The organism is Streptococcus troglodytae, assembly GCF_002355215.1.
GTDB classification, from domain to species: Bacteria; Bacillota; Bacilli; order Lactobacillales; family Streptococcaceae; genus Streptococcus; species Streptococcus troglodytae.
The window spans coordinates 1,771,686-1,797,816 of record NZ_AP014612.1; the positions used below are offsets into that span (position 1 = coordinate 1,771,686).

The following is a 26,131-nucleotide window of genomic DNA, read 5'->3' on the forward strand; positions in this document are numbered from 1 at the left end:
GCTATGCTGGTATTTCACGTTCAGGCAGCGCTACTAGTCTAAGTCAATCACTCTGCCTAGAAATTTGCAAAAATTGTGGAACAGTTGTTCGATTTTTTGTCGAATATCCTGAAAAATTAAGTTAATACTCAAAGAAAATCAAACAATCCCGCATAATTATGAACTGCACCTCAAAAGTTAAACACAAAATCTAACAATTGGGTGGACTTGGTAGCATTAGTTGTCCAACTTTTGGGGATCAGTACATTAGCGGGATTGTTTTGATAAAAGAAACAAACAGCAACTTAGCAAGAAGGTCAAAGCTGTCATACTGCCTGTGCCATACTTTTCAAGCGGACTGCTGCTGATAAAGAAATTAAAAACAGTTGCTAGCAAAGACAAGCCGGTTATTGTCATCATAACGAGATTCAGCTTAGCTTTGTTCCAACGACTTGGAAGGATTTGTCCATAGGTCAAGTAAAAATAAGCAAAAAATGACCAGAGCAAGGCAAAAAAGAGGTTGGCTGGTCTTAGCCAAAGTGGAAAGACCGTGTAAACTCCTCCGAAAAAGAAACCGCCCAAAGGAAAGCCCAGCAAAATTAAAAAATGCAGGACAGCTTGGATAAAGTAAAGAATAGCACAGAAAACAGCGATTAATTTGGGCTTAGTCATAAGCACCCTTCTTTCATTTCAACTCAGTCTCCTGCAGGGCATCTGCCAACTTGGCAAATTCTGGCATGGACAAGGCTTCACCACGAATAGATGGGCTGATGTCTGCAATTTTCAATGCCTGTTCCAGCTTAGCTTTAACCTCTTCTGATTTCCCAAAGTGGCTGATCAGGTTGTTCCAGAGGGTTTTACGGCGGTGAACAAAGGCAGCTTTGCTAACGCGGAAGAAGAAGTCTTCATTCTGAACTTGCACCAGCGGTTGCTCACGGCGGGTCATCTTGAGAATGGCTGAGTCCACATTAGGTGCTGGTACAAAGACGGTGCGCGGCACGATGAAAGCTACCTTAGCTGTCATGTAATACTGCACAGCTATTGACAAAGAACCATAAGCCTTGGTATTTGGTTCAGCTGAAATGCGATCTGCTACCTCTTTTTGCATCATAACCACAAACTCCGCAAAAGGAATTTTGCTTTCAATCAGGTGCATGAGGATAGGCGTCGTGATATAGTAAGGCAGATTGGCTACCACCTTGATAGGCAGGTCAGGATTGGCAAATTCCTTGATACGGGTCTGCAAATCTGATTTGAGAATGTCTTCATTGACGATCTTGACATTGTCAAAATCGCCCAATGTATCCGCCAAAATCGGAACGAGACGATCATCAATTTCAAAAGCCATGACTTCAGCAGCATTCTCCGCCAAAAATTCGGTCAGAGCGCCAATACCAGGACCAATCTCAATGACATTGACAGTTTTGTCAATCTCAGCCGTGTCAACAATCTTCTGTAAAATATTGGTGTCGGTCAAAAAGTTCTGACCAAATGATTTCTTAAACGTAAACCCATGACGCTCTAAAATGGCGCGGGTAACGATTTTGTCTGCGATTTTCATAAAAATCCTCTATTCCCAATATTATCGTTTTATCATATCTGAAATAACACTTGAGGCTATGTTCGATATGATATTTATAGTAAATGCACCTAATTTTTCAGCGCGAGTTTTAGTTTCTCTCCATACCTTAGGGCTTCTTATAGAATCTAGGAACTGGTGACCATCATAGGTGAGACCGTTAATAAACACCATTTGTAGTTCATTATTTCCATATATAGGATCATATTTTAAAAATCCTGCTTCTTTAAGAAGATTGCAGTGATATGCAATTGTATCAATATCATATTTCTTCGCTCTGTTGAATTTCTCAGGGGTTGAAAATGTAAAAGGATCTGGATATTGATGTAGTCCTTCAACATCCAACAAAATATCTCTAGCAACTTCTGGTTCAAATTTCATCGATTTTCCTTACTTTAATATATTGTTTATACTTTATATTACAATAACTGAAATTATGCCACTACTTCCTTTTGCCCTTACTATTTTGAATTATCAACTTATTTTTTATAATCGTTGCACAAGCTTCAGTCAATGGCTCTTCTATCGCTTATTTATAATTAAAACCAATCAACTGCATTGTTTTTAAAGTATCTTTGTTCAATAATTTGACCAATTGTTTCATTGATTGTTCTTGTGCTTCATTTAAACCAGAAAAACTATATAACAATGAGATTACTTGCTCAAGAGTATTGGATAGATATTCAATATCCTCATCATCTATATTAATTTTTCTCGTATTCTTCTTTACATGACTGTGCAATTCGAATAGCTTGTTCTCGTTCAGCTAATAATTCGTTAATCAAATCATCATAAGTGGCTCTCATGTTGCTGAATCTTTTACATCCTTTATTGATTGAATTTTACTGGTTACCCTAGTTGCAGTTCCTTTGATTGCAAGTGTTGCTAAGTCCACTCCAGCTTTAGTTAATTCTTCAGTTACATTATATTCCATTATCCTTCTCCTCTTTCATTTTATACCCTTCCATCACTTCTTCAACTTCCGCCTTAGTAATCCCAAAGAGTTCCAAGCGTTTGAGGAGCTGTTTGCCATTGCTGTAGCCAATACGCAGTTTTTCACCTAGGTATTCGCGACGTTTGCGGCTGTCCGCTCCCATGAGAAGACCAAAGCGCATAAGGTCGGACTTGCTAATATCAAAATGATTTTCATCATCATAGTTACCCAAAACACCAGACAAAGCCTTTTGCAAATCATCAAAGCTAGCATGTTCAACACCTAGCGAACGGCCTTTTGTCTTGGATTTGGGCATTGCTTCACCGCGATTAAGAAAAGCATGTTTAGCGGTCGGAACCGCTGTCATAATCTTCTTGCGAATGCGTTCGCCATTATAGTCTGGATCAGTAAAAACGATAACTCCGCGCAGATTATTGAGTTTTTCGATGCGCTCTAAATCTTCATCATTGATAGCCGATCCTCTGGTTTCGTATGTATCTACATCATAAAAGCGACGTAGATTGACGGTGTCGTCTTTGCCTTCAACGACAAGAACTTCTTGTATTTTAATTTTTTCTGTCATAAATTCTATTTTTTTGACAGCTTGCCTAAGGTAGCATGGACGCAAGCAAACCTTCGGTTTCACTGCTAAACTTCAAGTCTAAGGTTTTGAAGTTTCCATCGTCCTCTAACAAACAGTTGTTAGAGGATTTTGCTACGGTGGCAACTGTCCTATCGAGCGACCTTCGGTCGCTGGTGCTCCACTAAACGATTTTCACCACAGTATCCTTGTTCTTTGAGGGCTCACCTCGCTCTAGTCTTTCAATCCAAATACTCGCATGGCATTGTCGTAAGTGGCTTGGGCAACTTCTTCGGTTGTGAGACCGCGAAGCTCTGCGATTTTGTCTACAACATAGCGAGTGTAAGCAGTATGATTTTCACGACCGCGTTTGGGCACAGGAGCTAAATAAGGTGCATCTGTCTCCACTAGAATCTTATCTAAAGGTAAATGCTGTGCTGCATCCTGCACATCTAAAGCTTTCTTGAAAGTGACCACGCCAGAAAATGAAATCATCATACCCAAATCCATGAAACGCTCAGCCATTTCCAAAGAGCCTGAATAAGAATGCATAATGCCAGCACGCGGACCAACTCCCAACTCTTTGATAACCTCATAAGTATCATCTAAAGCATCGCGGGTGTGAACAACAAAAGGCAGATCATGGTCTTTGGATAACTGAATCTGACGCTTGAAAACCTCAATCTGCACTTCTTTAGGATCTTCCATCCAGTGGTAATCTAGGCCAATCTCGCCGAGGGCAACCACTTTAGGATCATGCAGGTGGCTGACAATCATATCCTCCACTTCCTGCGTATAGGAACCAGCCTCTGTCGGGTGCCAACCGATAGTTGCATAGAGTTCTGGGTAGAGCTCAGCCAATTCAAGAGCACGCTTAATGGTTGTTTGGTCGAAACCAACAATATTCATCTTGGTTACGCCAAGATCATGCGCAAGGATAATTTCTTGCGCTTCTTTTCCTATAAAATTATCCACATTAAGATGGGTGTGTGTATCAAAAATTTGTATCATACTATCATTATAACATACGCTAAATAAAATGGTTTACTGAGTGAGATAATGGAGCTGGTTTCAGTACAGACCCTTTTTGAAACTGAAAAATAATGGCTGTCTGTCCACTCTTATACATCAGCCTTACACCTTAAAGAGAGACATAGATATATAAAAAGCCAACAGGCTCGAGTTCCTGCTGGTTCTGCTTTATTTTGTCAAACTTTGAAAACTTATTCCAATGAAAATAGATCATGAGATGCACCATAGATTTGGGTAGATAACTCTCCTATCATTAACACAGAAAAAAGTTCTTTCTATTAGGCTGACAAGACTTTACGTCCCTTACGACGACGCGCAGCTAAGACGCGACGACCATTTTTCGTTGACATACGGTGACGAAATCCATGTTTACGTTGACGACGGATTTTACTTGGTTGAAAAGTACGTTTCACTTTGAATACCTCCTCATAGATTTTCGTATTCGTTTAGCCGGCTATTATGTGATCAGTTACTAAACATACTAGATTATTTTATAATAAAGAAAGGGCAGTGTCAAGGTTTATTTTTCCTTGGTATGTGTCTCAGTTTTTGAAAAAGCCGAAAATACCATGCTCATTTGCCAGAACAGTTTTCCTATTGAATAATATCAAGCAAGTTTGTGAAATTGAACTATTCAATATCTAATCATCATAACACAAAGCAAGAAGATATAAAGGTTACTTGAATAGAGGAAAAGACGTTCAAAAAAGCCAAAATATTTTTTAACAAAGGGTAAGAGTAAAGCAATGACCAAACCATACAGTCCTACTTCCACAACTAATTTGATATAAGATGCTATCAAAAATAAAGTAGTATTCAAAGGTTTAAGAACATCTGTAACATTAAAAATAAATATTGCCAAGGCTGTAAATTGTAAAATAGCAAAAAGTAAATGAATAATCCCTTTGACTGTTCGTTTGCTGCCTTCAGTATCTGTCGGGAACAGCGCTACTCCTACATAACCAATGATAGCCAAAATGAGCAATAAAATAGCTTCCTTTTTAAAAGAAAAGAATACTTCCAAAAGATCAGTGATAAAATCAAAAAAAGATTTCTAAGGGTATTAGCTAAACCTGCCAGTTGAAAGTAAGATTTATTCTGTCCGATACCATAATCACTAACCGCATGAGTCATGGGATGATAGACGCCTTTATTTTTCAGGTGCAAGATTACCATGCAATAAAAGTACAGAACAAGGCATAAGATGGCTAAAATGCTAAAAATAGTGGGCAGCATAAGAACTTCCTTCAATCATTGACTTTGACAAGTAGGTCTTAACTTATTATTCATTTGTTAGTAAAAAAATCAGAAATTAGGTATAGCAGGTAACTACAATCAAAAAAGATTTTTTATAAAGAAAGACTGCGAGGGCAGCCTATCTCAAATTCTTTCTTTATATTTAAGCGTTAATTGCTTTTTGACGCAATAACAACATAACGATTGGGATCATTCCCTTCAGAATAACTCTCAACTCCTTCAATGCCAGTGATTGTTTTATGAACAACCTTCCGCTCGCTATTACTCATAGGATCCATCTGATAAGCCTTGCCGGAATCTAAGACGCGTTTAGCAATTTTATGTGCAAAATCAATGAGTGTTTTTGTCCGATGTTCCATGTAATCATGAACATTTAAAGAGACGGAAAAATGTTTTGAATAATGATCATGCAAGAAGTTTTGCGCTAACAATTGCAACGATTTTAAAACCTTGCCATGATAGCCGATAACACGTCCTGCCTCCGGCGTTTCAATTTGAAGATTGATTTGGCGATGATTATGAGTCGTCTCAATGCTTGTTTCTAGATCCATCTCATAAATAATTTTTTGGACATATTGAGAAACCTCTTTACTAGCCACAGCGATATCTACACCATTATCAACTTCATCAAAGGCATCAGCAACAAAGTCCTCAAAAGTTTGCTTTTCTTTTTGATTAAAAGTTTCACTAGAAACAGTGGCTGCCGATGGTCTAGTTGTTAAAGCATTGTGCTCTAACATTTCTTGTGCAGAAATCTTATGCTCTAAGGCTTGTTCTTTGGTCTCTTTATCTAATTCTTCTTTTTCTAATTCTTTAATAGTTTTTGACAGCTGATTTAAAGCCACTGTATCTTCAACGCTGCTTGAAACAGGAGCATTTTGCTTATTGATGCTGTCCGGTACACCACGTACTGCCTTTTGATCAGCCTTATGGGCTGTCTTTTCATTGATTCCTTCAATTTCGACTCGAGCTAATTTTCTGCCAAAACCCAGAAAGCCCTTTTTCTCCCGCGAAATTACTCTAATATGAGCCTTCATACGAGAAATACCCATTTGTTTCAAACCACTTTCAATAGCTTCTTCAACAGTTTTTCCTGTGAATAATACCATGATTTGTTCTCCTTATTTTCTCTTTTTACGTGCTTTCTTTTTAGCACGTCTTTTCTTAGCTTCCAATTCACGTGCTTCATCTTCAAGACGCTGGCGTTCTGCAATAATTTTAAAAGGATTATTTAACAACAGAATCTGGAAGACCTGATAAGCATTTGAGACTACCCAGTAAAGGGCGACCCCGCTGGCTAAATTAAAGCCAATAAGCAAGATAAAGATTGGTAAGATAAAGTTCATCGTTACCATCATGCCATTTCGTTCCTTGGCAGCCTTATTAGTCAACCAAGAAGATAAGAAAGTAAAAATAGCTGCTAAGGCAGGTAAGATAAAGTAAGGATCTTTGTCGCCAATATCCATCCAAAGAAAAGACCCTGTTTTTAAAAATTCAACTCGAGTAAGAGCTTGATAGAGGGCCCAAAGAACGGGCATCTGAATAAGAAGAGGTAAAAAGCTGGCATAGGGATTAACACCATATTTTTTGTAAAGCCCCTGACTTTCCTCAGCCATACGCATACGACTTTCCCTGTCTTTACCCGGATATTTAGCCTGTAAAGCTTTCAGCTCAGGCTGAAGCTCCTGCATTTTTTGTCCAGATTTCAATTGCAAGTTAAACAGCGGTAAAAGAATGGTTCTGATAAAAAGGGTAAAAAGAATAATTCCGATACCAATCCTGCCATTGATGGATAAAAAGCGGATGGTTTCTGCAAAGAAATAAACAAACTTCTCCCAAGCATCGCTTGAATGACTGGTAACTTGACTACGGCCACAAGCCGATAAAAACAAAAGTGCTGCAACAGCTAATCCAATAATTCTATATTTCTTTTTCACGAATAGATCCTTCCTGATACAGTTTAGCCAGTTTTAAAACATGAACCAGATTTTTTTTCATCGTGCTATAATCAAGTTCCTCAACACCTTTTCTAGCAATAACAACAAAATCTTGAGTGCCTAAATAAGGATCAAGTTCCATAAGGACATGGCGCAATTTTCGTTTAATCGTATTTCTAACGACAGCATTTCCTAATCTTTTCCCAACTGAAAGTCCAACACGATAGTGACTTTGATCTTTTTTTAAACTATAGACAACAAATTTCCGATTGGCAACACTTCGTCCTTTAGTAAAAATTGCCTGAAAATCTTTATCACTTTTAACGCGATAGGCTTTTTTCAAAACATGACTCCAATATCTAAATTATCACTATTATATCATAAAATGAGAAAAAGCCAAAAATCTCATTATTTTTGACTTCTCAATTTTGCTAAAATTAAAGTGCTTTTTTAGCCTCTGCAATCTGCCATTTAACCTGTTCAAAACCAGTTCCGCCAAGAGAACGACGCCGCTCAACGGCCGTATGTGATTTGAGCGTTTCATAAATATCTTGGCCAATCAAGTTTGAGATTTCTTGGTAACGTGTCAATGGCACATCTTGAAGATAGATACCTTTCTTGGTGCACTCCAGAACCAGCTGACCGACAATTTCATGAGCCTGACGGAAGGGCAGTCCCTTACTAGCTAAATAATCAGCTAATTCTGTTGCATTAGAAAAATCTTTTTCGGTTGATTCAGCCATATGTGTAGCATTGACTGTCATACTGGAAAGCATGCCAGTCAAGATGTCAAGAGCAACTGTAATCGTTTCAGCAGTATCAAACATACCTTCTTTATCCTCTTGCAAGTCTTTATTGTAAGCTAGCGGCAAGGATTTCATCACAGTCAATAATCCAAAAAGATTAGCATAGACACGTCCTGACTTTCCCCGAATGAGCTCTGCCATATCAGGATTTTTCTTTTGCGGCATAATGGATGAACCAGTTGAAAACGTATCTGAAAGCGTTACAAATTGATACTCATGAGAGCACCAACTAATGATTTCTTCACACATACGGCTCATATGCATCATAAGAATAGAAGCATTTGCCAAAAATTCCAAGATAAAATCACGATCAGATACTGCATCTAGTGAATTGCTGTAAGGTTCGGCAAATCCCATAAGCTGTGCTGTCATCTCACGGTCAATTGGAAAGGTTGTACCTGCCAAAGCAGCTGCTCCCAGCGGAGACAAGTCCGTATGCTTAAGATTAAAAACAAAACGTTCACTGTCTCGGGTAAACATGTTGTAATAAGCCATAAGATGATGACCAAAAGAAATAGGCTGAGCATGCTGTAAATGGGTGTAGCCCGGCATAATAGTATGAACATGCTTATCTGCCAAATCAACTAAGATAGCACGCAAATTAGCTAACTTTTCAATCACCTCATCCAACTTAGCCTTCAAGTAAAGATGCATATCTGTCGCTACCTGATCATTTCTCGAACGAGCCGTATGAAGCTTGCCTGCTACAGGACCAATTTTAGCAGTCAGAAGACTTTCCATATTCATATGAATATCTTCATTAGAAACATCAAATTTCAATTGTCCAGCTTTATATTCTGCTAATAAGTCTTCTAAACCTGCTTTGATTGTTGCGGCATCTTCTGGGGAAATAATTCCTTTTTTTCCTAACATGCTAGCATGAGCAATAGAACCTTTGAGATCAAATTCTGCCAATTTTTGATCAAAGGAAATGGAAGCTCCAAATTCCTCAACCCATTGTGCTAAACCAGCTTCAAATCTGCCGCCCCATAATTTGTGATTTTTTGTTGTCATAACGTTCTCTTTTCTAATGCTAAAAGTTTAAATCCAATTTCCTTAATATAACAATAAGTCTGGGACCCTCGTCTCAGACTTATTTAAGCTCCTCACAAAAAGAGCAAGTCTCTCAGAAATTTTTTCTGAGCCTGAAGCATCCTCACAGGAATGCCGTGTCAGGTTTTTTTATTAGAAAAGAGTATCAGATCCAGCTCTCTGACTGTGATTATCTGATAAGCTTTTCTTTTAAATTTTTAATGTAGAATCCCCATGGGTTCTGACATTGCAAAAGTCAATTACTTGCTATCTCTATTAACAACCTTGAATCTTTTCCAGCAAACAGTTCTCTCTTATCTAACCTTATTTGTTGTTTACCTGCGAGTTAACTTGCGTTGGTAATCCCCAAAGTTTAATGAAACCAATGGCTGCATCTTGATCAAAACTGTCAGCTGATGTATAGGTTGCTAAATTTTCATCATAAAGTGAATGAGGTGACTTTCTAGCAACAACCCTTGCAGAGCCTTTGTACAATTTCACTTTAGCTGTTCCATTAACTGCTTTTTGTGTTTCCGTAATATAAGCAAGAATAGCTTGCGTTGCTGGATTGAACCAAAGAGCATTGTAGATAAGATTTGACAATTCATTTTCAAGAATCGGCTTGAAGTGTGACACCTCACGCACTAAGGTTAGATCCTCAATTTCCTTATGAGCTGCTAAAAGAGTAACTGCTCCGGGACATTCGTAAATTTCACGTGATTTAATACCAACCAAACGATTTTCAACATGATCAATTCGACCAACACCATGCTTACCAGCAAGAACATTAAGCTTTTGAATAAGATCAGCCAACTTCATTTCCTGTCCATCAAGAGCAACAGGTTTGCCTTCTTTAAATGTAATATCAACATATTCTGCTTTATCTGGAGCTTTTTCAACCGAATTGGTGATACCAAAAGCCTCTTCTGGAGCTTGGTTCCAAGGATTTTCAAGGACACCGCATTCATTGGCACGTCCCCAAAGATTTTGATCAACAGAATAAGGATTATCCAGATCAGCCGGAACCGGTACGCCATTTTCTTTGGCATAATTAATCTCTTCTTCCCGTGACCATTTCCATTCCCGAACAGGTGCAATGACTTTTAATTTTGGATCAAGCGCTGCAATAGCTACTTCAAACCGAACTTGATCATTTCCCTTACCGGTGCAGCCATGAGCAATGGTGGTTGCTCCTGTCTTATGAGCAAGTTCAACCAATTTCTTAGAAATCACTGGACGGCTAAGGGCTGATACTAATGGATATTTTTGCTCATAATAAGCATGAGCTTGCAGAGCAGGAAGGACATATTCTTCAGCAAATTCATCTTTAATATCCAAGACATAAGATTCAATTGCCCCAACTTTCAGCGCTTTATCATGAATAAACTCAAGATCTTTGCCTTCACCAACATCCATGCAAACAGCAACAACATCATAATCTTTTTTTAACCACGTAATGGCAACTGACGTATCAAGTCCGCCTGAATAAGCTAAAATAATTTTCTCTTTTGACATATTAAATAACTCTTTTCTATTTTTAATAATTATTCAAAGGATAAGGTTATTATATTGCATAATTATTCAAAAGTCAAGTATATTTTTGAATTTATTTGTTTTTATGTATTTTTTAATAAGAGTTCCTTAAATCAAAAAAGCTATTCTTACTTGTTAGTAAAAATAGCAGTTTTTATTATTGCTTAAAAATGAATTATTTCTTCGGATATTTATATGTTAATAGATAATCATCATTAGATTGCTGTGCAAATTCTAAGGAGACATAACCTAACTTAGAACTGTCATTAGAATCATAAGAATTGTAAAGAATTTTCAAGCTTGTCTTAAAGCCATCACCATAATTTGAAATTGATTCTCTAGCTTCAGTTGGATTGCCATGCTTTTTAAGAACTTCATTTAAATTAACCCCACCCTTTCCAGTACTAGAATCACCAACTGTTAAGGCATCAACATCTGCTTGTGTCCAGTCAGACTTATAAGACTTTTCAGAAACAGTCTTGATATTTTTAGAAGTAAAATAAGCATAACCATCCGAAAGAATAAATTTACCATTATATTGCTTTCTAAAAGTGAGACGCACACTTTCTCGTTCATCGTCGTCACCGCTTTTCCTGTATTCCAAATTTAAACTTTCACCAGAAATAGACGCATTAGATCCCTTACCAAACTTTTTAATAATTGATTTTAGGCTATCCCCATTTTTACTAGAATAGCTAGAAAATTTTAAGTCAGTAAATTTAGACTTTGTCCATTTAAATTTAAAATCCGAACTATCTGCAATATAATCCTTAACATCTGTACTGTCTTCTGAATCATCATCGTCAACATCGGTATCATCTTTTTCATCAGATTTCTTTGATTCTGTTTGTTCTGTCGGATCCGGATTATTTTGGGCCTGACGAACAAAAACAGCAAGCCCGCTGACTAAGAAAACAAGAGAAGCCAAAACTAGAGCAATAATTGATAAGACTTTCTTACGTTGAATGTTAACAATTAAGCCCACAATTGCATAGATAAGCCCAAGAAAGGCAATAATAACATAGATAATTGGCAGTGGGGCAAACCAAGCTAAAATAAGTGTAATAACTGAAACAACGAAAGAAATAATTGGAAGAACAATAAGTTCCTTGCGAGCTGCTACAGTTGGTACAGTTGGATTAACTGGATTGGTAAATGGTGAAGCAACTTGTTGTTCAAAAGCTGTTTGCTGTCCTTGAGGAGCAACTGGCTCCGTTGGAGGCACTGGCGCTTGCTGAGAAATTTCTTGATTGGCGTTCTCTCCTTCAACAGCCTGCTCTAGAACTGGCGCAGCTGTTGGATTGGCATCTGTTGCTTGCTCAGTTTGCTCCTCTGACACTGAATTGCTCTCAGTTGGATTTTTAGGGGTATTTTCCTCTGGAACATTTTCGTTATTGATATCTTCTGTCATAACATCTCCTTCATTTTTTACTTTATTGTAATTATAGTACTATAATCAAGCGTTTTTTTCAATGCCTTCTCTTATCCTAAAGCAAAAGAAAAGAGAGTCTCAAAGCAACAATCCTTAAGTATCTGCTTGACTCTCTCTATAAATAGACTTTAAACGCTTCCGGTTTTCTTCAAAAATTTCCAACAATAAAAGGCTAAATAGAAATCTATCATCCCATGAATCATGGAACCTAGTCCAATTAAAACAATCAACGTAAACCAGTAGGAAGTCGAGTAGTTGTCAATAGTAAAACAACGAGAAATTCTCCCAGACCATGAATAATATTGAGTCCAAAGGCAAGAGGAAAAGAGTTTTTTAAATTCTTTAAGAAGCTAGGGTATTTTTGAATGAGATAAGCACCAATAGCTGAAAAAATGAGATGGGTCAAAGCACGCATGACAATAACAAAAGGAAAACCAGCTATAAAAAAGCCCAGACTTGTCCCCAAAGCAACAATAACAGCAACTTCAGGTGAAAGAAACATAGCGATGAAAATAGGAACATGACTAGCTAAAGTAAAGGAAGCCGGACCAATAATCACCTTAACAGGCATAATCATCGGAATTAAAATGCTAAAAGCTGTTAAAACAGCTGATAATGTCAAATTTTGGATACGTTTACGTCTGACAGATGAACCAGAACTAGACATAAGAAATCTCCTTATCAGTGATAAATCTAGTTTATATCTGTCGTTTACATCTGTCAAGATACCCATTTAATTATTAAAGATGATATGCTCCTGATCAAGCGCTTCAGTGATTTTCTCAAAAGTTTCTTTATCACGACAAGAAAGCGTGTGTAAATGAATCCCATCTGTCAAACTGCTTAATAAGCTGCCTTTATAACAAGAGAGCTTATCCATGAAATAATTGATTTCATCTTGACTCTCAATATTTAAAGGAGCAGTAATCATACCATAAATCGGGTGCTCCACTTCAACATCTAAGATTTTACCACCGTTTTTGACAATGGTCTCCAATTCTAAGCGGACTTCCTTAAGCCCATGCTTACAGACAAGCTTACCACGGTAGAAGGATTTTGGTACTTGCAGGTGCTCAGCTAAAAGATAACCTCGATGAGTGGCCATAATATCATGATTTTCAGCTCGTAATAGAGCAATATCCCCCACAATAATCTGACGACTAACTCCCAATTCCTCAGCCAAATACCCAGCTGAAATTGGAACTTGTGCCTTTTCTAATCTTTCTAAAATAGCCTGACGACGTTCCTTTGCTTTCATATCTGTACACCTCACTTATTAGTTACCTAAATCAAAATAACTTTGACTTATCCAAATGAAGGTTGAAAAAGTTGAGACAAGAGCTTACAGTTATAGCCCCATCTTCCCCTCTTGTTATTTCAATTTTTCAAGCATATCTTCAAGATGCTGAATGGATTTTTCCTTACCTAGTAAAAAGATTGTATCTGGTAATTCTGGCCCATGCATTTCACCTGAAACGGCAATACGAATTGGCATGAAAAGATTCTTTCCCTTGATGCCCGTTTCTTTTTGAACGGCTTTAATTTGTGGAAAAATATTTTCCGATTTGAAATCTTCATCTGACATGGCTTCCAATTTTGCCTTGAAAGTTTGGAGAACAATTGGCACTGTTTCACCAGTCATGAATTCTTTTTCCTCTTCTGTCAATTCTGGAAACTCTTCAAAGAAAAGATCCGTTAAAGGCACAATTTCATCAATAGATTTCATCTGTGGTTGATAGAGCTCAACCAATTTTTTAGCCTTGTCTGTCAAACGACCAGCTGATTCTAAATAAGGTTTTGCCAAGGCAAAAATCGTATCAAAATCGGCATTTTTGATGTATTCATTATTCATCCAGTCCAATTTCTTCTGGTCAAAGGCGGCTGGTGACTTGCTAAGGCGATTTTCATCAAAGAGTTCAATCAATTCTTGACGTGAAAAAATTTCGTTTTCCCCACCAGGATTCCAACCAAGAAGAGCGATGAAATTGAAAACAGCTTCTGGCAGATAACCCTTCTGACGATAATCTTCGATAAATTGCAGGGTATTGGTATCACGTTTGGATAGTTTCTTTCCCGTTTCCGAGTTGATGATAAGAGTCATGTGAGCAAATTCTGGCGCTTCCCAGCCAAGTGCTTCGTAAACCATAAGTTGTTTTGGTGTATTGGCAATATGATCATCACCGCGAATAACATGAGAAATCTGCATGTCATGATCATCAATGACAACAGCGAAATTATAGGTTGGGTAACCGTCTTTCTTCTGGATAACCCAGTCACCACCAATATTGCCGCCTTCAAATTCAATGTCACCTTTAACCATATCATGCCATTTATAAATACCAGCTTCATTGACTTTCAAACGAACCGTTGGCACAATACCAGCTGCTTGCCGTTCTGCGATGTAGGCAGCCTTTTCATCTGCTGACATGCCGAGAAATTCATTGATATAGCGAGGTGTTTCACCAGCTGCTTCTTGACGCTCACGTTCTGCAGCCAATTCTTCTTCCGTTACATAAGATTTATAGGCTTTTCCTTCAGCCAAAAGTTGATCAATGTATTTGTTATAAAGTGCTAAACGTTCTGATTGACGGTAATTCTCATGCGTTTCAGGACTTTCATCCCAATCCATTCCCAACCAACGCAGATTTTCAAGCTGGGAGCGTTCACCATCCTCAACATGACGCTTACGGTCCGTATCTTCAATACGAATAATAAAATCTCCACCATGATGGCGCGCATAGAGATAATTAAAGAGCGCAGTACGTGCATTTCCAATATGTAACAATCCTGTTGGACTTGGTGCATAACGCACACGAATTTTGTTTGTCATTTTATTCTCCTGTCATTTCAATATAACAAATCCTAGAAATGCCTAAAAGAGACCTTTCTAGTCTGTTTTTCATAAAATTCAATTATTTCTATTATAGCATAACCTTGCTGGTTGGGCGAAAAAATCCTTTCACTTCACGACGTACGCATGAAAAAATGCATATCCCTAATTTCTAGTTACATGCATTTTTCAAGTTAATTTTGTGATTTTTGTTAATTCTTTCTATATTTTTTTCTACTTTTATAGACTCTTCATAATGGTCATATGAGTTATATTATAAAACCTCAATTAACGATTAGTATTGGTAAAGAAACTCTGTAGGACGCCAGCAAATTGCTGCAGATTAAGACTTTGCACATAAATTTCACCTGTCCCTCGGAAAGTATTGACAATACCTTCACCAGTTCCGATCGATTGCATAAAGCCATTCTCCAAATGAATGTCATAGTTCAAATCCCTACTCCAAGCTACAACATGAGCATTGTCAATTGTGATTTCCTGATTCTGCAATTCTATTTTTTTGATAGAACCAAAACTATTAGCAAGCAAGGTCCCTTGACCTTCTGTTGTCATAACAAAAAGACCGCCTTGACCGCCAAAGAGGGCACGTCCAACACTCTGAGCTTTCATTTGATATTGGGCAGAACCATCTAAGGCAAGAAAAGCACCATCATTGAGCCGATATTGTTTTTCTCCCAATTCTAAAGCAATAACTTGACCCGGCATAGAAGGGGCCAAAGCCAATTTACCATCGCTAGCATTTGATACTGCCTGAGTAATGAAAAAACTTTCTCCAGACGTTACAGAACGACCAATCGCTCCTACTAGCTTGCCAAGTCCTGAACCACGTCCATTGACTTTGGTATTGAGAGTGACACTGGGTGTGTGATAGACCATGCTGCCGCGTTGAATATAAGCAAATTCTCCTGCCTCCAAAGCAATTTCTACTAAGGGAAACTGCATATTGCTATCAATACTGTAGTTCATGCGATTATCTGGCATATGAAGACCCTCCTACGTACATATTTGTATTATTTTTTTAGTACAAACACATTACAAAATCTCTCCCGATTTCTGTCAATAAAAAGTTTAAAACAGATTTATGATGAAGTCTAAGTTAATAATAGTTATGAAATTTTGTCCATGAAATGAACCATTTATTATAAATTGGCTTAAAAATTGATTAGGAAACTATTTGACTTCTCTTACTCGTCCTGTATCAACATCATAAATAGCTCCAGAAATAATAATATCTTCAGGAATCAAAGGAGAATTTTTCAAAAGAGCAACATCCTCTCGCACACTCTCTTCAATATCTGTAAACGGAAGAAAATCCTGACCTCTGACATCAACAGCTAAATTCCGCTTTAACTGCTCAGTAAACTCAGCATTTGTAAAAGTCTGTGCCCCACAATCCGTATGATGCAAAACCACAATTTCACTTGTTCCTAACTGTTGCTCAGAAATAACCAGAGAACGAATAACGTCATCTGTTACACGGCCGCCTGCATTGCGTAAAATATGGGCATCTCCTAAAGCCAGCCCCAAAGCAGGTGCTACGTGTAAACGGGAATCCATACAAGTAACAATAGCAACATGCGTTTTGGGCTTAAGTGGCAAGTGAGCAGTCCCATGTAAATCAACATATGCTTGATTTGCCTTTATAAAATTATCAAAATAAGACATTATCATTCCTCATTCTAAATTTTAAGTTAATCGCTTAGAGCTGTATCATACCATTTTTAAAAGACTTTGTCATAATCAAGAACTTAAAATCAATTAAATACCTTTTTTAAAACTTCACTGACCGTTGTCACACCAATTACCTGAATACCCTGTGGAATCGTTAAACCTGACAGAGAATTTTTGGGCACAAAAATCTTGGTAAAACCGAGCTTACTAGCTTCATTGAGACGTTGTTCAATACGATTAACACGACGAATTTCGCCTGTTAAACCAATTTCACCAATATAACATTCTTGAGGGTTTGTTGGCTTTTCCTTATAACTGGAAGCAATGGCTACCGCAACCGCTAAATCAATAGCAGGCTCATCTAAACGCACACCACCAGCCGATTTGAGATAGGCATCTTGATTTTGCAACAAAAGGCCGCAGCGCTTCTCCAAAACCGCCATAATCAAACTAACACGATTAAAATCCAGCCCTGTTGTTGTCCGCTTAGCATTACCAAAAACAGTCGGTGTCACTAAGGCTTGTACCTCCGCTAGAATCGGTCGTGTTCCTTCCATGGTAACAACTATAGCTGAGCCTGTAGCCCCATCTAAACGCTCTTCTAAAAAGACTTGGCTGGGATTCAAAACTTCAACCAAACCACCTGATCTCATTTCAAAAATACCAATTTCATTGGTTGAACCAAAGCGATTTTTAACGGCTCGTAAGATACGAAAAGTATGCTGCCGCTCGCCTTCAAAGTAGAGCACAGTATCCACCATATGTTCTAACATTCGCGGTCCAGCCAAGGTTCCTTCTTTAGTCACATGTCCAACAATAAAGATCGCAATGTTATTAGTTTTAGCTAATTGCATTAATTCTGCTGTCACTTCTCTCACCTGAGAAACAGAACCTTGAACGCTAGAAATTTCAGGACTCATCACTGTTTGAATAGAGTCAATAATTAAAAAATCAGGCTGAATTTTTTCAATCTCAGCACGAATGCTTTGCATATTAGTTTCAGCATAGAGATAAAACTCATTGTCAATATCACCGAGACGCTCGCTACGCAACTTGATCTGCTCTGCTGATTCTTCACCAGAAACATAAAGAACAGTTCCTTTATTGGCTAACTGCGTTGAAACTTGCAAAAGTAGGGTCGATTTCCCAATGCCGGGATCGCCGCCGATAAGAACTAGACTGCCTGGTACAACACCACCGCCCAAAACACGGTTGAATTCTTCCATATTGGTCTTGACTCTAGTGACTTGGCTGGAGGTGACCTGATTTAACTTGACTGGCCGTGTCTTCTCGCCTGTCAGCGAAACGCGGGCATTTTTGACCTCAGCAACTTCAACCTCTTCAACAAAAGAAGACCAAGACGAGCAATTAGGACAACGTCCCAGATACTTGGGCGAATTGTAGCCGCACTCTTGACAGACAAAAGTTGTTTTTTTCTTAGCTATGGTAATTCTCCTTTCGTTACTATTCCAGCAATCTGCCATTGTTGCAGTGTTTTTTGAAATTTTTTCTTATTGATAACGCCAAGATAGGATAAATCAACTGACACTTGATAGCCCTCACGCACCGCCGCTAGAACTGAAGCATTGACGCAGCCATTACCATCAACACCAATAAATTCTAAACTCTCTGCACCGCTTTCCTCCAAAAAGCTTGTTAAGTTTTGGTTCGTAAAGCAAGATGCTTGACGCTTTTCAAAGACTTTATCAGACACCAAGGAAAGGCCAATCGCAAAATTCTTTGGTTTCCTTGTTAATTCCCAGAAAAAACGATTGACTATATAAATCACATGGTCTCTTGAATAGCTGGCAATTTTGTCATTAACAGCCGCAGTCAGCGCTTCATTATCATAAGCTTTTCCCGCAGCAATGTAGTCTGACTGCATATCTATAACTAATAAATAGTCTGCCATTTTCTTTCCTTATCCTCCAGTTGATCCAAAACCGCCTGTACGTGTGCCAGTCGCTTTATCACCATCTATTAACAGAAAAGGCATAAAAACACCTTGAACCACACGTTCTCCAGCTTCAAGCACAACTGTTTGGTCTGTCATATTTTTCATCTGAGCAAAAATATGACCTTCATTATTAGGGTTATTGTAATAATCACCATCAATAACCCCAACTGAATTAATCAATACTAAGCCTTTTTTACGAGGATTGGACGAACGATCAAAAAGATAGAGAACTTCACCAGCCTGCATATAAGCTTTGACACCTGTTGGGACAAGAACAATAGATCCAGCAGGAATTTCCGTCCGCTCTGCCACTTTCAGATCATAACCAGCTGCATGAGCTGTCTCTCGCTTTGGCAAAAGATTTTCATCAGTATAATCAGTAATTAATTCAAAACCACGTGTTTTCATCACTTGCTCCCTTTATCATTTAATTTATCTAAAAAATCTTTCTGGAACAATGTTCTATTGTATCAGCAACGTAACCAATTAAGCTAAAACCGTTCATTTCCTCTCTATTATAAATTATTCGTAAAGCAAAAGCAAAAAGTTCATTTTTGCTTTTTGTCTTTATAATTAAAGAAATTAGAATTCTCAATTAGATTTTTTACTGACAAGACAGAGTGGCTCAATCTCTCAAAATAAGACGCCTCTATTAATTAATTTCAGACAATGAATTACCTTTATGATATAATAAAATTAACTTTTTATAAACAAACAGGAGAAAAAAATGATCAGACAAAAATTGCCGTATTAGGTCCTGGTTCTTGGGGAACCGCCTTATCCCAAGTTCTTAACGACAATGGTCATGAAGTACGTATCTGGGGAAATATTCCTGAACAGCTTGATGAAATTAATGAACAACATACCAACAAGCGTTATTTTAAGGATGTCGTCCTAGATGAAAAAATTAAAGCTTATCACGATTTAGAGGATGCTCTCAAGGATATTGATGCTGTCCTTTTTGTTGTTCCAACTAAAGTAACACGCTTGGTGGCCAAGCAAGTTGCAGAAATTCTTGATCACAAAACGGTTGTTATGCACGCTTCTAAAGGCTTGGAACCGGGCACTCACGAACGCTTATCTGTCATTCTTGAAGAAGAAATTCCAAGCCGGCTTCGCAGCGACATCGTTGTTGTTTCCGGACCCAGCCATGCTGAGGAAACCATCGTGCGCGATATTACCCTGATTACAGCGGCTTCCAAAGATTTAGAAGCCGCCAAGTACGTTCAAAAGCTCTTTAGCAACAACTATTTTCGTCTTTACACCAATCCTGATGTTATTGGTGTGGAAACTGCTGGTGCCCTGAAAAATATCATTGCTGTTGGAGCAGGAGCGCTCCATGGAATGGGATATGGTGATAATGCTAAAGCAGCTGTTATCACACGGGGTCTAGCCGAAATTACACGTTTAGGCGTCAAGCTTGGAGCTGATCCACTTACTTACAGCGGTCTGTCTGGTGTCGGAGATTTGATTGTTACTGGAACTTCTATCTATTCACGTAACTGGCGGGCTGGAGATGCTCTGGGGCGCGGAGAAAAATTGGAAGACATTGAAAGAAATATGGGAATGGTTATTGAAGGAATTTCCACAACAAAGGTCGCCTACGAACTTTCTCGAGAACTCAACGTCTATATGCCAATTACCTGTGCTATTTATCAGTCAATTTATGAAGGCAAAAATATTAAAGAAGCTATCACTTCTATGATGTCAAATGAGTTTAGAGCGGAAAATGAATGGAGTAAATAATATGCCAAGTAAAAAAGTCAGAAAAGCTGTCATCCCTGCGGCAGGTTTAGGAACACGTTTTCTTCCTGCTACCAAGGCTCTTGCCAAAGAAATGCTGCCAATTGTTGATAAGCCAACCATTCAATTTATCGTTGAAGAAGCTTTAAAATCAGGAATTGAAGACATCCTAGTGGTTACAGGTAAATCAAAACGTTCTATTGAAGATCATTTTGATTCAAATTTTGAACTTGAGTACAATCTTGAACAAAAAGGCAAAACAGATTTACTTAAGCTCGTTAATGATACTACTGCAATTAATCTCCATTTTATCCGTCAAAGCCATCCACGCGGGTTAGGTGATGCTGTTCTTCAGGCTAAAGCCTTTGTAGGTAATGAACCTTTCGTTGTTATGCTCGGTGATGATTTGATGGATATTACAGATGACAAGGCTGTTCCTTTGACACGTCAACTTATGAACGATTACGAAGAAACGCATGCCTCAACAATTGCAGTCATGGAGGTTCCACATGAAGATGTTTCTGCCTACGGTGTAATTGCTCCTCAAGGAGAAGGAGTTAGTGGCCTTTACAGTGTTGATACTTTTGTTGAAAAACCTGCTCCTAAAGAAGCGCCTAGCAATCTAGCTATCATTGGTCGTTACTTATTGACTCCGGAAATTTTTACGATTCTTGAAACACAAGAACCCGGTGCTGGCAATGAAGTTCAATTAACAGATGCCATTGATACTCTTAATAAAACACAACGTGTTTTTGCACGTGAATTTAAAGGAAAACGTTATGATGTTGGTGATAAATTTGGTTTCATGAAGACTTCAATTGATTATGCACTTAAACATCCACAAGTTAAAGAAGATTTAAAAGCTTATATTATTGAACTTGGTAAAAAATTAGACCAAAAATCGACTCAAAAAAACTCGGATTAAACCGAGTTTTTATTATGGCAACTATTTATTAAAGGCTAGATAAAGGATCCCAAAAGCAAGGCCTAAATACAAAATTAAAATGGGCAAGCGTTGCCTAAGAGAGAAAAGCTTTCCTTCAGCAAAACTAGGCAATATAAAAGCAGAGCAAATCCCACCAATAATCCCTCCTAGATGCCCTGCAATACTAATATCAGGCATAAAAAGATTAAAAATAAGATTAACCACAATTAAAGCTTGATAGCTGCGTCCCAGCTGTTTTAAATATGGGTTATGCCCAAAATAACCTAGGACAACAATCGCCGCAAAAAGCCCAAACAAAGAAGTTGAAGCACCTGCTGCAACTACATTTGGAGTCAAATAAAGCGTAAAAAGATTCCCCATAATCCCTGACAAAAGGTACAGGAGAAGAAATCGCCACGAGCCCCAAATATTTTCTGCCAATTGACCGACAAAATAAAGTGCTAAACTATTAAATAAGAAATGTTCCCAGCCGATATGAACAAAAATTGGAGTGACCAAACGCCAAAGCTGATTGGGATTGTGAATAACCAAGTCACCATACATCCCACCAAAATTAAAAACAGCTAAGGTGGTATTCGCTTGTCCAAAATAAACAACTTGCATTGTTAAAAAAACAAGAGTCGTTAGCAAGACTAAAAAAGAAGTTGCAGGATATTTTTTAAAGGTCTCCACTGACCAACACCTCCTTTACTGGAATGTCAAAAGAACTAGGCTCAAAAGTGAACTGTTGAAAAGAATAAATTGTGCTGACTGTATCACCCTGAAAATCTGCCAAGTATTGATCATAATATCCCGCACCAAAACCTATACGGTAGCCTTTATTGTTAAAGGCAAGCCCCGGAACATGGATGAGATCAATAGCTGATTTTTCAAGAGCTTGCTCACTCCTTGGTTCCTTGAGGCCAAATTTAGTAATTTGTAAATCTGCTTCATCATAGGCAACAAAAATCATTTTTCCTTGAGGATAGGTTTTAGGAACAACTATGCCTTTATTATCTCTTTGAGCTTGCTTAATCAATAAGGATGTATCAAATTCAAATGCAAACGCTAAATAAGTTGCAATAACATGTGCTTTTTGATAAGCCTCTAATTGAATAAGTTCCTCCAAAAGTTGCTCATCTCTGAGCACTTTTTTGGCTTTATCTTGTTTTTTCAAATCTTCAATGACTTGAGTACGATAGTCCTTTTTCATCATGTTACTATCATAACACGATTAAGATTTTTTTCCTATGCTTAAACACAAAAAGAATTTTTAAGGAAATAAGCAGCCAAAAAGCCATAAAACATTAAAAAAGCTTGTAACAAAAGGGTTCTTATTCTAATAAAATAAATATTTTACTTTAAGGTTTCTTTAAGGTTTCTCATATATACTTTAATCATCCTAAAACAACCACTTCCCCAAGTGGTTGGGGAGATAAACTTCCCTATTTTATTTCCCCTTTTTCATAAATCTCCTGGGCATTCAATGAAAATTGGATGCCCTTCCCTTTTTCCTTTTAAAAAGAAATTCTAGAGATAATTTTCAAGAGGCCTCTGTGAATTAAAAAGTTTTATAATATTCATTGCCGATAAGCCATCGAAAATAAGAATTATCATTGAAATAAAAAATCAATTTAAATATATGAAATTCAAGAAAATTATCAAATTGTTTACAGAGTAATTAACCTTCTCCGACAATGCACTTCTCCTCTTGAATTTCATTTAAAATCTTTTAAAATAAAAAATGTATCTAACTAATTAAGTAATACTTCTTAATTTAAGGGATATAAAAATTTTTTAATGGAGGCTATAATGAATACTTTAGCATTTGAACAATTTGAAAACTTGGATGCGAAAAAACTTACGACAATTCATGGTGGGGAGTACAAAGATTATGGACGCTGTTTAGCAGCTTCAGAAGGTGGTGCACTTGGCGGAGGTCTAACAGCAGGCCTTGCAACAGCTGGTACAGTGGCTGCCCTTGGTGGGCCAATTGGCTGGGGAGCAGGAGCTGCTATTGCTGGAGCTACCCTAATTGGTGGTGCTGCTGGAGGTTTATTAGCATATGGTTCTGCAGATGCTTGTTCACAAGCAGGCTAAGTGTGTAAAAATTTTTCTAGTTTTTTAACAAAAGCAAAAACTCTGTTTCTAGTCAAAATTAAGTGACTAGAAACAATAGAAAAGACTTAAGACCAAGTTATTAATAACTTGGTCTTTTAAGTCTGAGAATGTAGAAAAAGTCTTCTTTTGAGACTTTCCTTGGATGATACGGACGGTAGCGATGAGGAAACTTTCGTTTTCCTATGGCTCAACCTAAACCAAGATACAAAGGGCGTTAAGCGAACAAGAGCAAAATAGGAAACTAGCCGACGACGCTTGCGTCTAGGGTATGTTTATCTTTTTGCAGCCGTCCGTAGCTCGTGTTCAGTTAGAAATTGAGCCTAAGGTCTCAAATCTTCCGAGTGCCTGAAACTTTAAAGTTTCAGGCACTTTTATCACGGCGGAAAATCTCGTTTAGAGCTCGCTTCGCTCGCAAATAAGAAAATTAAAATTGAAATTTGCAGAGCTTAAAAATTTTTTATTATAAAAAATAGGTTTGTCTTAAGTCTTTTCTATTTTAAACTTTTCTTCAGGCTCTTTTTAATTCGTTCTAGTCTTCAAGAAGCCACTGATATTATCAACTGCAAATGACAGCGCTTCTTCCTTGGGACTCATCTTAGGATGATGAAGTGCATAAGGTGTGTCAACCCCCAGCCAGAACATAACACCGGGGATTTTATTGAGCAGATAGCCAAAATCTTCACCAGTCATAGCCGGTAAACAGTCTATCAAATTGACAGCAGACGCATTTTCAAAATAAGTCATCAATTGTTTAGCCAATTGAGAATCATTTTCAACTGGCAAATAGCCACCTTGTTTGAGTGTAACATCTACTTCTAAACCAAAAGAAGTTGCAATTCCTCGAGCCATTTCCCGCACCCGCTTTTGAATCAAAAGACTCATGTCCTGAGTCAGGGTGCGGATGGTTCCATGTAAGGTAGCTGTTTCAGCAATAACATTATTGGTTGTCCCAGCATGCATAGAACCAAAGGTCACAACTCCGCCCTCAATGGGATCAACATTACGACTGACAATAGTTTGAACTTGTGTAATAAAGTAAGAAGCAGCTACAAGGGCATCATTGGCATTATGAGGAAAAGCAGCATGACCGCCTTTACCTTTGAAAGTGATGAAAACTTCACAAGTCCCAGCAAATAAGGTAGATGTATTCGTTGCAATATCACCAACTTTAAAATCTGGGCGGACATGCAAACCATAGAATTCGTCAGGCTGCCAATTACCAAAGGCGCCATCTTCATACATGAGCATACCACCTGCTTCATTTTCTTCTGCCGGCTGAAAAAGAAAGAGTAAATTATTTTTAGGCTGTACTTGTACCATTCTATCAAGTAAGCCAAGAGCAATGGTCATATGCATATCATGACCGCAGGCATGCATACGCCCTTCATGCTGACTGGCAAAAGCAAGTCCTGTTTCTTCAACGACAGGAAGCGCATCAATATCGGTACGCCAACCGATTGTTTTTTGAGGATGAGAACCTTTTAAAAAGACTAAAATCCCTGTACGCCAAGTCTTCTGCTCAACAAAGTCTTTCCCATTGGTGATTTCAGCAATACGTTTCAAGAGATAAGTTTGCGTTTTAAATTCTTCCAGACCAATCTCTGGAATTTGGTGCAAATCACGACGAATTTTGATTAAATCTAAAGTCATTTGAATTTTCCCTTTGTAAAAGCTTGAGTCTTACTCAAGCTTTTAGATACTTTTTTGATGTATCACGCCGTGGTATGACACATCGTTTATGATCGCTACGCTCGCAGCAGAGCTGTTAAAACAGTATTAAGTCAGAATATTTGCTTTGAAACTAAGAACCAAGGTACAGGTATAACTGATCTTAGGCAATCCGAAAATAGCAAAGTCTCAGAGTAAATGGACGCACTAGTCTTAGTTGACTAAATTTCCTAAGCCATCCAACTATGAAAAATTTAGTCCCTTGGCAGAGCTGCGACAAAGCCTGTCTTAACGCTTAGAGGTTACGAAGAGCATCTTCTAAAGCTGTCTTTTGCTGCGTTTTTTCATCAATTTCTTTGATAACACGCGCAGGCACACCAGCTACCACGACATTGTCAGGGACATCTTGAGTCACAATAGCCCCTGCTGCAACAACCGAACCATTGCCCACTTGAACCCCTTCAATAATAACCGCATTGGCACCAACCAGAACATTGTCTCCAATACGAACGGGTTCTGCAGAAGCGGGCTCAATGACACCAGCAAGTACTGCACCTGCACCGATGTGGCTGTTCTTACCAACAGTTGCACGACCACCAAGGATAGCTCCCATATCAATCATGGTTCCTTCACCAATTTCAGCACCGATATTGATAATAGCCCCCATCATGACCACAGCATTATCTTCAATGGTCACTTGGTCACGAATGATGGCACCCGGCTCAATACGAGCATTGATGTTGCGTTTATCTAGCAAGGGCACAGCAGAATTACGCCCATCTTGCTCTACCACATAGTCTTTATTTTCTGTCAAATTAGCTAAAAGCGGCTCAATGTCCTTCCAGTCACCAAAGAGGACATTGCCCAGTTTCACCACATTTTCAGGAAGAGCCGCAGCTAAGGCTCCTTCAAAAGTCACTTTGACATTAGTCTTCTTTTCAGAATTGCCGATGAAAGCAATGATCTCTTGCGCAGACATTTTTTGTGCAGTCATATATGTATTCTCCCATTCAAAAGTCGTTAGTTATTATTATAGCAAAAAATTGTGGTTTGGCTAGAGGGAAAGAAAAAATGACCTCTAGCAGCTACACAAG

General features: G+C 38.2%; 26 protein-coding genes and 3 pseudogenes. 3 read left to right on the forward strand and 26 right to left on the reverse strand.

What is annotated here, in order from left to right; genetic code table 11:
* Window positions 1-246 precede the first annotated feature (246 nt).
* The 22 genes and pseudogenes from SRT_RS08580 to SRT_RS08685 all read right to left on the reverse strand — a co-directional run bounded on the left by SRT_RS08580 (window position 247) and on the right by SRT_RS08685 (window position 18,988).
* Window positions 247-651 carry a hypothetical protein gene (locus SRT_RS08580; protein WP_128833780.1) on the reverse strand — a complete coding sequence of 135 codons (405 nt, stop codon included), beginning with the start codon at window positions 649-651 and terminating at the stop codon, window positions 247-249.
* 13 nt (window positions 652-664) lie between these two features.
* Complete coding sequence (gene rsmA, locus SRT_RS08585) at window positions 665-1,540, reverse strand: 16S rRNA (adenine(1518)-N(6)/adenine(1519)-N(6))-dimethyltransferase RsmA (RefSeq protein WP_128833781.1); 876 nt, start codon at window positions 1,538-1,540, stop codon at window positions 665-667.
* Window positions 1,541-1,561: 21 nt separating this feature from the next.
* Entirely contained in the window at window positions 1,562-1,939 is a 378-nt protein-coding gene (locus tag SRT_RS08590; RefSeq protein ID WP_128833782.1) for a DUF2513 domain-containing protein, read from the reverse strand.
* 61 nt (window positions 1,940-2,000) lie between these two features.
* Window positions 2,001-2,492, reverse strand: a pseudogene (locus SRT_RS10905) (hypothetical protein).
* Window positions 2,482-3,075, reverse strand: a complete 594-nt coding sequence (gene rnmV, locus SRT_RS08600) for a ribonuclease M5 (RefSeq protein ID WP_161940048.1) — start codon at window positions 3,073-3,075, stop codon at window positions 2,482-2,484. The pseudogene SRT_RS10905 and the gene rnmV overlap by 11 nt, the downstream one beginning before the upstream one ends.
* Before the next feature lie 231 nt (window positions 3,076-3,306).
* On the reverse strand, window positions 3,307-4,083 hold the full coding sequence (locus tag SRT_RS08605; RefSeq protein WP_128833784.1) for a TatD family hydrolase: 777 nt from the start codon (window positions 4,081-4,083) through the stop codon (window positions 3,307-3,309).
* Window positions 4,084-4,382: 299 nt separating this feature from the next.
* Complete coding sequence (gene rpmH, locus SRT_RS08610; protein WP_002262507.1) at window positions 4,383-4,517, reverse strand: 50S ribosomal protein L34; 135 nt, start codon at window positions 4,515-4,517, stop codon at window positions 4,383-4,385.
* Window positions 4,518-4,738: 221 nt separating this feature from the next.
* Window positions 4,739-5,340: pseudogene (locus tag SRT_RS08615) on the reverse strand (DUF998 domain-containing protein).
* A 170-nt stretch (window positions 5,341-5,510) separates the two neighbouring features.
* Complete coding sequence (gene jag / locus SRT_RS08620) at window positions 5,511-6,470, reverse strand: RNA-binding cell elongation regulator Jag/EloR (RefSeq protein ID WP_128833785.1); 960 nt, start codon at window positions 6,468-6,470, stop codon at window positions 5,511-5,513.
* Between the two features lie 12 nt (window positions 6,471-6,482).
* Window positions 6,483-7,298, reverse strand: coding sequence for a membrane protein insertase YidC1 (gene yidC1, locus SRT_RS08625; RefSeq protein ID WP_128833786.1), 816 nt, complete (start codon window positions 7,296-7,298; stop codon window positions 6,483-6,485).
* Entirely contained in the window at window positions 7,282-7,641 is a 360-nt protein-coding gene (rnpA, locus tag SRT_RS08630) for a ribonuclease P protein component (RefSeq protein ID WP_128833787.1), read from the reverse strand. Before rnpA ends, yidC1 begins: the two co-directional genes overlap by 17 nt.
* A 94-nt stretch (window positions 7,642-7,735) precedes the next feature.
* Window positions 7,736-9,118 (reverse strand): argininosuccinate lyase, encoded by a 1,383-nt coding sequence (argH, locus tag SRT_RS08635; protein WP_128833788.1) that lies wholly within the window; start codon window positions 9,116-9,118, stop codon window positions 7,736-7,738.
* 342 nt (window positions 9,119-9,460) lie between these two features.
* Complete coding sequence (locus SRT_RS08640; protein ID WP_128833789.1) at window positions 9,461-10,651, reverse strand: argininosuccinate synthase; 1,191 nt, start codon at window positions 10,649-10,651, stop codon at window positions 9,461-9,463.
* A gap of 193 nt (window positions 10,652-10,844) precedes the next feature.
* Complete coding sequence (locus SRT_RS08645; RefSeq protein WP_128833790.1) at window positions 10,845-12,080, reverse strand: YybS family protein; 1,236 nt, start codon at window positions 12,078-12,080, stop codon at window positions 10,845-10,847.
* Between the two features lie 149 nt (window positions 12,081-12,229).
* Window positions 12,230-12,768, reverse strand: a pseudogene (locus tag SRT_RS08650) (hypothetical protein).
* A 66-nt stretch (window positions 12,769-12,834) separates the two neighbouring features.
* A complete protein-coding gene (locus tag SRT_RS08655; RefSeq protein ID WP_128833791.1) occupies window positions 12,835-13,359 on the reverse strand; it encodes a transcription repressor NadR in 525 nt (174 codons plus the stop codon).
* A gap of 114 nt (window positions 13,360-13,473) precedes the next feature.
* Complete coding sequence (gltX, locus tag SRT_RS08660; RefSeq protein ID WP_128833792.1) at window positions 13,474-14,931, reverse strand: glutamate--tRNA ligase; 1,458 nt, start codon at window positions 14,929-14,931, stop codon at window positions 13,474-13,476.
* 288 nt (window positions 14,932-15,219) lie between these two features.
* Window positions 15,220-15,933, reverse strand: coding sequence for a TIGR00266 family protein (locus SRT_RS08665; protein ID WP_128833793.1), 714 nt, complete (start codon window positions 15,931-15,933; stop codon window positions 15,220-15,222).
* Between the two features lie 189 nt (window positions 15,934-16,122).
* A complete protein-coding gene (locus SRT_RS08670) occupies window positions 16,123-16,617 on the reverse strand; it encodes a beta-class carbonic anhydrase (protein WP_161940049.1) in 495 nt (164 codons plus the stop codon).
* Between the two features lie 89 nt (window positions 16,618-16,706).
* The gene (radA, locus tag SRT_RS08675) at window positions 16,707-18,107 is read right to left on the reverse strand and encodes a DNA repair protein RadA (protein WP_128833795.1); all 1,401 of its coding nucleotides are present in this window, start codon (window positions 18,105-18,107) and stop codon (window positions 16,707-16,709) included.
* Window positions 18,065-18,535, reverse strand: coding sequence for a cysteine hydrolase family protein (locus SRT_RS08680; RefSeq protein ID WP_128833796.1), 471 nt, complete (start codon window positions 18,533-18,535; stop codon window positions 18,065-18,067). Before SRT_RS08680 ends, radA begins: the two co-directional genes overlap by 43 nt.
* Window positions 18,536-18,544: 9 nt before the next feature.
* Entirely contained in the window at window positions 18,545-18,988 is a 444-nt protein-coding gene (locus SRT_RS08685; protein WP_161940050.1) for a dUTP diphosphatase, read from the reverse strand.
* A 261-nt stretch (window positions 18,989-19,249) separates the two neighbouring features.
* Between SRT_RS08685 and SRT_RS08690 the strand changes: the two genes are divergently transcribed.
* Both SRT_RS08690 and galU read left to right on the forward strand, forming a co-directional pair.
* Window positions 19,250-20,326 (forward strand): NAD(P)H-dependent glycerol-3-phosphate dehydrogenase, encoded by a 1,077-nt coding sequence (locus SRT_RS08690; RefSeq protein ID WP_223213940.1) that lies wholly within the window; start codon window positions 19,250-19,252, stop codon window positions 20,324-20,326.
* A 1-nt stretch (window position 20,327) separates the two neighbouring features.
* Window positions 20,328-21,248, forward strand: coding sequence for a UTP--glucose-1-phosphate uridylyltransferase GalU (galU, locus tag SRT_RS08695; protein ID WP_128833798.1), 921 nt, complete (start codon window positions 20,328-20,330; stop codon window positions 21,246-21,248).
* A 21-nt stretch (window positions 21,249-21,269) separates the two neighbouring features.
* Here the strand turns inward: galU and SRT_RS08700 are convergent, their stop codons facing one another.
* Both SRT_RS08700 and SRT_RS08705 read right to left on the reverse strand, forming a co-directional pair.
* The gene (locus SRT_RS08700; RefSeq protein WP_128833799.1) at window positions 21,270-21,941 is read right to left on the reverse strand and encodes a rhomboid family intramembrane serine protease; all 672 of its coding nucleotides are present in this window, start codon (window positions 21,939-21,941) and stop codon (window positions 21,270-21,272) included.
* Complete coding sequence (locus SRT_RS08705; RefSeq protein WP_128833800.1) at window positions 21,928-22,464, reverse strand: 5-formyltetrahydrofolate cyclo-ligase; 537 nt, start codon at window positions 22,462-22,464, stop codon at window positions 21,928-21,930. Before SRT_RS08705 ends, SRT_RS08700 begins: the two co-directional genes overlap by 14 nt.
* Before the next feature lie 596 nt (window positions 22,465-23,060).
* Between SRT_RS08705 and SRT_RS08710 the strand changes: the two genes are divergently transcribed.
* Window positions 23,061-23,348 (forward strand): hypothetical protein, encoded by a 288-nt coding sequence (locus SRT_RS08710; protein ID WP_002281438.1) that lies wholly within the window; start codon window positions 23,061-23,063, stop codon window positions 23,346-23,348.
* Window positions 23,349-23,888: 540 nt separating this feature from the next.
* On the opposite strand, the gene SRT_RS08715 is transcribed toward SRT_RS08710, so the two are convergent.
* Both SRT_RS08715 and dapD read right to left on the reverse strand, forming a co-directional pair.
* Complete coding sequence (locus tag SRT_RS08715; RefSeq protein WP_128833801.1) at window positions 23,889-25,019, reverse strand: N-acetyldiaminopimelate deacetylase; 1,131 nt, start codon at window positions 25,017-25,019, stop codon at window positions 23,889-23,891.
* Between the two features lie 313 nt (window positions 25,020-25,332).
* Window positions 25,333-26,031, reverse strand: a complete 699-nt coding sequence (gene dapD, locus SRT_RS08720) for a 2,3,4,5-tetrahydropyridine-2,6-dicarboxylate N-acetyltransferase (RefSeq protein WP_128833802.1) — start codon at window positions 26,029-26,031, stop codon at window positions 25,333-25,335.
* Window positions 26,032-26,131: the final 100 nt, after the last annotated feature.